This window comes from Roseibium sp. (genome assembly GCF_025698965.1).
GTDB lineage: Bacteria > Pseudomonadota > Alphaproteobacteria > Rhizobiales > Stappiaceae > Roseibium.
Genome location: NZ_JAILWL010000265.1, coordinates 1 through 8,995 on the forward strand (window position 1 = coordinate 1; position 8,995 = coordinate 8,995).

The 8,995-nt window shown below is 55.5% G+C and carries 8 protein-coding genes; 3 read left to right on the forward strand and 5 right to left on the reverse strand.

From position 1 onward, the window contains the following. Positions 1-80 precede the first annotated feature (80 nt). On the reverse strand, positions 81-974 hold the full coding sequence (locus K5905_RS19960) for a LysR family transcriptional regulator (RefSeq protein WP_297586909.1): 894 nt from the start codon (positions 972-974) through the stop codon (positions 81-83). Between the two features lie 71 nt (positions 975-1,045). On the opposite strand from K5905_RS19960, the gene K5905_RS19965 reads away from it, so the two are divergent. After that, a complete protein-coding gene (locus K5905_RS19965; RefSeq protein WP_297586910.1) occupies positions 1,046-1,810 on the forward strand; it encodes a sulfite exporter TauE/SafE family protein in 765 nt (254 codons plus the stop codon). 98 nt (positions 1,811-1,908) lie between these two features. Here the strand turns inward: K5905_RS19965 and aroC are convergent, their stop codons facing one another. After that, entirely contained in the window at positions 1,909-2,949 is a 1,041-nt protein-coding gene (gene aroC / locus K5905_RS19970) for a chorismate synthase (RefSeq protein WP_297586911.1), read from the reverse strand. A 301-nt stretch (positions 2,950-3,250) separates the two neighbouring features. On the opposite strand from aroC, the gene K5905_RS19975 reads away from it, so the two are divergent. Continuing rightward, on the forward strand, positions 3,251-5,521 hold the full coding sequence (locus K5905_RS19975) for a bifunctional diguanylate cyclase/phosphodiesterase (protein WP_297586912.1): 2,271 nt from the start codon (positions 3,251-3,253) through the stop codon (positions 5,519-5,521). Here the strand turns inward: K5905_RS19975 and K5905_RS19980 are convergent. The 3 genes from K5905_RS19980 to fabI all read right to left on the reverse strand — a co-directional run bounded on the left by K5905_RS19980 (position 5,487) and on the right by fabI (position 8,419). Continuing rightward, positions 5,487-6,689, reverse strand: coding sequence for a DUF3095 family protein (locus tag K5905_RS19980; RefSeq protein WP_297586913.1), 1,203 nt, complete (start codon positions 6,687-6,689; stop codon positions 5,487-5,489). The genes K5905_RS19975 and K5905_RS19980 overlap by 35 nt on opposite strands. Positions 6,690-6,860: 171 nt before the next feature. Further along, entirely contained in the window at positions 6,861-7,505 is a 645-nt protein-coding gene (locus K5905_RS19985) for a histidine phosphatase family protein (RefSeq protein ID WP_297586914.1), read from the reverse strand. Between the two features lie 95 nt (positions 7,506-7,600). Further along, the gene (gene fabI, locus K5905_RS19990) at positions 7,601-8,419 is read right to left on the reverse strand and encodes an enoyl-ACP reductase FabI (RefSeq protein WP_297586915.1); all 819 of its coding nucleotides are present in this window, start codon (positions 8,417-8,419) and stop codon (positions 7,601-7,603) included. A 169-nt stretch (positions 8,420-8,588) separates the two neighbouring features. On the opposite strand from fabI, the gene K5905_RS19995 reads away from it, so the two are divergent. Beyond that, on the forward strand, positions 8,589-8,995 hold a 407-nt coding region (locus K5905_RS19995; protein ID WP_297586916.1), incomplete at its 3' end, for an FAD-binding oxidoreductase.

Below are 8,995 nucleotides of genomic sequence, written 5' to 3' on the forward strand. Positions count from 1 at the left end.
CCGTATTGATTTAGGGGCGAGCTTTCCGACGCCCTCAAGTGTCAAATGCGCCGCGTCCGAAACCAATTCGTCCACACGGCCTAGTCGAGTAAATCGGTCGAAAAGATCTTCTCAAGCCAGCGGCTGACAGCGGTCATGCGGGCAAGTCCGACCTGATCGGCATGTTGCAGCAACCAGACTTCACGAAGCAGGTCAGGTTTCGGTTCCGAAAGCCTTCGCAGCCGGCGATCCGCCTCAGCGACCCTAACCGGTATGATCGAACGGCCAAGCCCCGCTGCCACTGCTTCAATCACACCTTCCAGATCACTGGGCCGGACACTCGAGATTTCTGCTGCATCTGCCGAAATGTTTTCCGCCATCCAGCGAGCTTGTGGCAGGAAACTCGTGCTTTTGTGATAGATGATCCAGGGCAACTCTTCCGACGTCTCCTGCCTTGGTCCAAAGGCGGCGTGCTTCAGGACGGCAATGCGCCTTGCCTTGACCTTGTATCCACCTTCCTTCGGCCGACCGAGGCGAATGGCCATGTCGGTTTCGCGTCTCGTCAGACTGACATTGCGAACCTCCGAAGCCAGATGCAATTCGATGGCTGGATGCTGTGCGGTGAACTGTTTCATTTCCGGCATCAGGATCCTGTTGATCACCATCGGAACTGAGGAAATCCTGACTGTTCCCTCCTCCGCCATGCCTGCGCCAGTCAATTCCGCTTCCAGTCGGGCAAGCGCGGTCTCGGCTGTTTCAGAATGCTCTACAGCCCGCAGCCCTGCTGCAGTCAGTTCCAGAGATCCGTCTGCCGATTTTTCGACCAGTTGAATACCGGTCTCACTTTGAAGCGCTGCCAGATGCCTGGACACGGTAGTCGCGTCGACATTGAGGTGCTCAGCAGCATCGGTCAGCGAGCCAGAACGGTAAAATGCTAGAAGGTACTTCAGGTTTTCCCAATTCATGACTGCAATATTGCAGCTCCGACCTGCCATATCGAGTCTTTACCTGCATATTCGCAGCTCGATAATGCTTGAACCCATGTTCTCCAGAAGGTCTCCAAACCATGATGCAGGCTTTGTCGGTCTGGACCGGATTGCCACTTTCCTATCTGACAATAAGCGCGGCCATGGTGTTTGTTGCCGGGCTGGTGCGAGGATTTGCCGGCTTCGGTTTATCTGCCGTTTTGATGGCCAGCATTGTTGTGTTCATTCCGCCGGTCGAACTCATCCCGGTCTGTTTCCTGCTGGAAGCCGCAGCAAGTCTTGCCATGTTCAAAGGAGGTCTTAGAGACGCCGATCGCAGGACCGCGTTCACCCTGGCTGTTTGTAGTGCGGTGGGCGTTCCCCTCGGGCTTGCCGCCACGACCAGCATCCCACCGGATTTGTCGAAACTAGTCGCCTTGCTGCTGGTGCTCTCGCTGACAATTCTTCAGCTTTTCAAAGTCAGTCTGACGTTGTTTTCAACACGCTACGCTCTTCCCGTTACCGGGCTCGTCGCCGGTGTGGTCACAGGTCTTGCCTCAATAGGTGGCATGGTCATTGCGCTTTACGTGCTGGCCTCATCGCACAAAGCACGAACAATGCGCGGTTCGCTCGTGCTGTTCTTGTTTTGCGGCATGATTACGTCCGTCGTCACGCTGCTCTTTTTCGGCCTTTTGGGTGAGGCGGCAATTCATCGCGGCCTTTTGTTTGCCCCCATAGTGCTGGCAGGGGTTTTTGTCGGCAGCAAACTGTTCAGCCGAAGTCTGGAACACACATATAAACGTTGGTGTCTGTGTCTGTTGACGGTTCTGGCAATCACCGGTCTCGTCAGGGTTGTTTTCTTTTAGAATTGAAGAGGCTCAGACATGCTGCCTGAACCATCAGTAAAGCGGTGTCTTCCTTATCCGACCTGACCGCGATGACGCAGAAAGTGATCCGCGAGCACTCAGGCCATCATCGCTTCCCCGACCGGCACGGCGCGAATGCCGACGCAAGGGTCATGTCTGCCCTTGGTCATCACGTCCACTTCTTCTCCCTGACGGGTAATGGATTTGCGTTCGGTCAGGATTGAAGACGTCGGCTTGACAGCAAACCGCACGACCAGCGGATCGCCATTGGAAATTCCACCCAAAACACCACCTGCATTGTTGGTCAGGAACATGGGTTGTCCGACATCGTCTATGCGGATCTCATCGGCGTTTTCCTCACCGGTCAGGCTGGCCGCTTCAAATCCATTACCGATTTCAACGCCCTTCACTGCGTTGATGGACATCATCGCAGCCGTCAGGTCCGTATCCAGCTTGCTATAGATCGGCGCCCCCCAGCCGGCAGGCACACCTTCGGCGACAACCTCGATCACGGCCCCGACTGAGGACCCCGCCTTGCGGACACCATCCAGGTATTCGGTCCAGAAAGCGGCAGCTTCTGCATCGGGTGAGAAAAAGGCATTGTTGTTGACTTCCGCCCAGTCCCAGTTGCCACGGTCCACCTTGTGCGGGCCGACCTGGACGAGGGCTCCGCGAATGGACACTCCGTGCAGCACCTTCCGCGCGACGGCACCAGCTGCGACCCGCATTGCCGTTTCGCGAGCCGAAGAACGACCGCCACCGCGATAGTCACGAATTCCGTATTTTGCGTCATAGGTGAAATCAGCATGACCGGGCCGGAAACGATCCTTGATTTCCGAATAGTCTTTTGACCGCTGATCGGTGTTCTCGACCATCAGGGAAATCGGCGTTCCAGTTGTTTTCTGCACGCCGTCTTCGTCCATCATGACGCCTGACAGGATCTTCACCTCGTCCGGCTCACGCCGTTGCGTGGTAAAACGCGACTGACCGGGTTTGCGTTTTTCCATAAACCCCTGAATGTCGGCTTCGGTGAGCGGGATCAGCGGGGGACAGCCGTCAACAACACAGCCGATCGCCGGTCCGTGGCTTTCGCCCCATGTTGTGACCCGGAACAAATGACCAAAACTGTTATGCGACATGAACGGTTTCCGAAAATTGGAGATTAAACGTCAGGAGCCGAGCGATACGCCATACAACACGCAAGCTCAAGCCCTATGGCGTCTCCGACACCCCTTCCCGGCTTTTTCAGCCATTTGCTACCTCCACGGAAAGGTAACGAAGACAAAAGACAATCACTACTGCGTGATTACCCGGTCTTATAAAGGTATTTCCTGAGAACAGCTTTTGAAAAGCAAAAGAATTCGCCCCGGAATTTGCCAATCTTTAAGGCTCTAGCGTTATTCCCTATTTGCGGTGGGGAAATTTATGTGAGTCGCTCAAGTGCGCATCCGGGGTTGGTTAACAGGTCTGATTGTCTTTTTGCTGGCTCCCAGCCTGGTTTTTGCTACGCTCTGGTTCAACAACCGGTTCGAAAACGTAAACGCAATCGACCGAAGCCTGACCGGGTTGCACCTCATACAATCACTCGGCCCCCTAATGCAGGAAAAGGCTCTTACGGGCCAGGTTCAAAAATCGCCTGACCTGCTCCGGCTCCAGCTTGCCGAATTCGGCCAAGCCGAAATGAGCGGCAGCCTTGTTGAAAGTCTGGACACGTTCCTGGAACAGAAGAACGTTCCGTCAGCTCTTCGTGAGGCAAGAAGCCTGGCCTCCTCAATTTCACGCCTGGCGAACCTCAGCGCGGCCTCATCCTACGAGACTTCCAGACTACCGCATCTGATCAACGACACGTTGCTGTCTGTCGTCATTGAATCCGCTGTCATGGTCAGAAACGCCCGCAATCTGACCGGGCGAGAACAAATCAATACCTGGGACAAAATGCTGATCCCGGTTCAGGGCGGGCAGTTCAAGGTCGCCGCCGATGGAGCTTCGCGCGAAACGTCGACTTTCTTTGAAAGCCTGAGCGGTCCCGGTGCAGAAAGTCTACGCCAGCAGGCGCAGCTCTACCGGGAAGCCAACGTGGCCTATCAGGCACAGGGCGCGAAGCTGCTGTCATCGGCGATCAACGCCAAGACCGGCGCGGATGTCGTTGCCGAACCGGTCATTGCCATTCAACCGGAATTTGTGCGCTCAACATTCAGTTTGTGGCAGTCCGCACTGGATTACCTGAACGGCGATTTGCATCAGCAACGTGCCGCAACGCTTTTTACTGTCGCGCTTGTCGGACTGATCAGCGGACTGGTCATCATTGCCGCGTTCGCGATCGCCATTGCACTCACCCGTGCATTGGCTGACCGTACCCAGCGCGAATTCGAAGACCTCGGATTTCACGACCCCCTCACCGGTCTTGCGAACAGGCGCGCGCTTATCAAAGCCATACGGGCTCTGCCCAAGAATGATCTTGATACACAGGTCGGCCTGATCATTTTCGACCTTCGTCACTTCAAGAATATCAACGACCGGTTTGGCGACCAGACCGGAGACGCAATACTGCGTGAAGTTGCCGCGCAGCTGACGCAGTTTGCGGAGCCTGAAGATTTCCTGGGAAGAACCGGCGGCACCGAATTCATGCTGCTGCGTCCGAGCGTCGATGATGCGGCGGAATTCGAGAAATTCGCGTGCATGGTCAACCGGGACTTCGCACGTGAGCGCACGATCAACGAACAAAAAACCGCCCTGGAGACCAACGCAGGCGTCTTGATCAGTCAACCGGGCGATACCATAACAGACCAGCTTCTGGTTGACGGTGCCTTGGCCCTCAGGTCAGCAAAGCAACGCGGCCCAAGGAAATATGCCCGGTTCACCGCGGAAATGCGCACAGCATTCGAGAAAAACGGTCAGATTGCAAAAGAGCTGCTGAAGGCAATGAACGAGGGCGACATCATGCCCTGGTTCCAGCCTCAGATTGACATTCATACCAACGAGGTGGTCGGTGCGGAAGCGCTCGTACGATGGGTCGATCATGACCACGTCCGCTATCCAGGTTCATTCCTGCCAGCAGCGGTCGAAGCGGGTTACATGGAGCGGATCGAAGACACCGTTCGCAGGGACACGCTGCAGCTTGCCGCTCACCTGAATGGAAGAACCCGACGTACGATTCATTTTGGCCTGAACGTCTCGGCCAATCTGCTGAGCAACGCAAATGCGGTCGAAGGCCTCTACAATCAGGTCAGGGAAACGGGTCTTGATCCGGCAGTCATCAGCCTGGAAATTCTGGAAGCGGTGATGATCGACGAGGTGACCGCCACCCCGATCAAGGAAAACATCGCACGCCTGTCTGAACTCGGGTTTTTCATTGAACTCGACGACTTCGGAACCGGTCACTCCAGTATCTCAAGCCTTCGCGACCTGAAAGTCGACAGAGTGAAAATCGATCGCAGCTTCGTGTCCGGTGTCGACACCAGACCAGACCTGCAGAAATTCACAAGTGCGTTGATCAACCTGGCCAAAAGCCTGGACATCAGTGTTCTTGCAGAAGGTGTTGAAACGGAAGGCGAACGGTTGTGGCTGGCGCAAAACGGCTGCGATGTAATCCAGGGCTTTCTTATATCCAGGGCGGTGCCGGAACAGACACTCGCAGCGCTGATCCTCAAGCAGAATTTCCTTGCCCCTACCGGCCCTAGCCAATCGCTGAAGGCCGTCCGGGAGCTTTGAGGCTGTCTTCCAGAGCCTCTCTTCTTTTCTTGAATTCCGCCGCAGCGAGCGACAATCCGCCGTTGGATCCGTCAACAAAATGAATATGCTGACTTTTGCCGATATCTTCGACAAAACAGGTCATCAAAGCTTCGCTGGATACGTGCATTCCGAAAATGACCTCGCCTTCGGCAAATGCTGAAGTCAGATAGTTTTCAACGGCATTCAGCTGATCCAGCGTCAGATCGAGCACCAGTTGCAGACTGTCGCCGATCTTGCGGTGGTCCGTATTGAGGCCCAGTTCCTTGAAATACCTCTTCGGGTCAAATGGCCCGACTCGCCACCCGGTCGCGTACCCATAGACGAATGCGACGCATTCAATGAGGCTCTTTGCCCAGCCACGTAAATGATTGCGGGCAGACGTCAATTGAACTTCCAGGCTCAGTCCCCTTGGTGGAAACTTGAAACAAAGCCGTTCACCTTCGGCCAGTTTCGTCCTGTTGTCGTCGGTCAAGGGATTGAAACCCAGTTCCTTTGCAAAGCCTTCCATGAACTGCGGCAACGTTCGATTGCCACACGGTTTGATGATCAGGGAAACGATCTGGCCGTTTTGAGCCGGCAGTGGCTCCCACCGGCAGGACAGGCCCTCGAGAGGCGGCAGTTCCGCCTGTTCACGCCTGATGGCATATGGCGCATTGGCATCAGGGTCCTTTAGAATACGATCGGCAATCGCAAGGCCGTCCCCCAAGATCATTGCGAGATGATTGCCGGGACTGAGCTGGTATTTCCGCAATTTGACATCGCCGCCCATTTGCCGCAGATCCGCAACAGGAATCGCAGCGGCCCGCAACTCCAGCTCCATCACCTGACGGGCGAGATCCACGACGCCGGCTAGTGCGTCACAAGCGAGCTCCAGATCTTTGGCAGGCACGACAAGCATCGCGCCATCACCGCCGAATACAAAGGGGATACGCTCTCGTCCGACGCTGTTGAGAACCGCCGCGATGACAGCAGCGCCGATCATGTTGACGTCTTTGTAGCGCCCTTCCGCGACAGCGTCACCGGATCTTACGATGTCGGCTGCCAGGACAAACCAGTCGTCGGGAACCGGACGATAATCGTCGAGCGCACCTACACTGCTGAAGTCGGTAAAACTCGGCAATTCACTGTAAAAATCTTCGGCAGACACGGCACCGATCCTTGGACACACCCTAGTAACACACTCGAGACTTGCTGTGATTGCCTACGTTGGACGGCAGAAAAGGATCACCGATCGTGAGGCAGCTCATTGTCAAATAAATGTGTAGTCCCGGCAATGCGATTTCAGGACGCGGCGCCAGCCCGGTCGCAAGCACTTGCCTCAGACTTCTAAGAACCGGCTGCCGCGCCAGACAAACACCTTGTCCTGTGGCACATCCAGCCTTGGCACCGAAACAGTATCAAGACCTTCAAGCAGTCCGCGCATGACCCGGTAGACGCCACCATGCGAAACTATTACCGAAGGCCGGTTGACGGTTTTCAACCATGTTCCGATGCGCTCTGCCAGCATTTTGTAGCTTTCGCCATTGGGCGGCACAAAACCCCATTTGTCCGCCCGACGTTGCAGGATCCTGTCCTGTTCCTCGTCGGCCAGATCCTCCAACGTGAATCCTTCCCAGTCGCCAAAGGTGATTTCCTTGAGCTGGTCTTCCAGGCGGTAGCTGGCTTTTTCCAGACCCATGGCATGTCTCATCAGCTCCATGGTCGCACGTGTGCGGCCCAAAGGTGAGGAAACGAACTCCAATTCTGCCGGGTCGATGTTCTGCGCATCGAGAAATGCTTTCAACCTCTCGCCGTTACCGACCGCCTGCCCTTCGCCGACCTGGTTCAGCGGAATGTCGCGCTGGCCCTGCATTCGCCCTTCGGCGTTCCAATCGGTCTGGCCATGGCGGATGAAAATCAACAATTCCGGATCATGCAATTTTGGCAGCACGCCTGGTTCTTTTGCTGGCTGAAAGGAGGTCATAAAACTATCCGCAATAAAGAACGCCCCGAACAGGACTGCCAGGGCGAAAACAAAAATGGCCGGTCAACGACCGGCCATTCAGGATCCAATGATCGTCAGTCCTTGACAACGGAAATGTCAGGAGCATCGACAGCCTTCATGCCGACGATGTTGTAACCGCAATCAACATGCTGGATTTCACCGGTCACACCACGGCCAAGGTCGGACAAAAGGAACAGCGCACTGTCACCAACTTCCTCGATCGTTACCGTGCGGCGCAGCGGCGAATTGTATTCGTTCCACTTCAAGATGTAGCGGAAATCGCCGATACCGGAGGCGGCCAGCGTCTTGATAGGCCCTGCGGAAATTGCATTAACGCGAATATTCTGCGGACCAAGGTCCATGGCCAGATACTTGACGCTTGTCTCCAGCGCGGCTTTTGCAACACCCATGACGTTGTAGTGCGGCATGACCTTTTCAGCACCGTAATAGGTCAACGTCAGGATGGAACCGCCTTCGGATATCAGTTTTTCCGCCCGCTGCGTCACAGCCGTCAGCGAATAGCAGGAAATGTCCATTGTCCGGTTGAAGTTGTCAGAAGAAGTGTCGACAAACCGGCCGGTCAGCTCGGTCTTGTCTGAAAATGCCACCGCATGAACGACGAAGTCGATCTTTCCCCATTTGTCTTCAAGGTTTTTGAAGACAGCATCGATTGTTTCGCCGTCAGTTACATCGCAGTGTCCGGCAACAAATGCGCCCAACTGGTCTGCGAGCGGCTCGACACGCTTTTTCAATGCGTCACCCTGATAAGTGAGCGCTAATTCGGCTCCTGCGTCGGCCAACGCTTTGGCAATACCCCAGGCAATTGACTTGTTGTTTGCCACACCCATGATCAGGCCGCGTTTGCCGTTCATCAGTCCGCGCGTTTCCGCCATCGTCATCTCCGAAAAGAATTCCATTACACCCCGAACGGGCTGGCATCCTATGGCACAAGGGGTTTGTTCCTTCAAGAGACGCCAAGACGGAATGAGGCGTCGACGGCAGCGGAAACACCCTCTATGTTGTCGCCCGATTTTACCGTCAAACCTCACGAGGACCCCGCTCATGGAGCGCTCTCCCCATGCCGACCATTTCGCCGGAATGATCGGCACAGCGAACGTACTGACCACCCCGGACGATCAAGCCCCCTACCTGACCGAGTGGCGTGACCTTTATCAGGGATCGACTCCGATGGTGCTTCGACCAGGCAATACGGAAGAGGTCAGCGCGGTGATGGCCTACGCTTACAAGCATGATTTGAAGGTCGTGCCACAGGGCGGCAACACAGGTCTTGTGGGTGGGCAAATCCCGCAGGAAACCGGGGATGAGATCGTGCTTTCGCTCTCCCGCCTCAACCAGATCCGCTCAGTCGACCCGATCGGTTTCACGATCACAGTAGAGTCCGGTGTTGTCCTTGAAACACTCCAGAATGAAGCCGAAAAAGCCGACCGTCTGTTCCCTCTTTCTCTTGG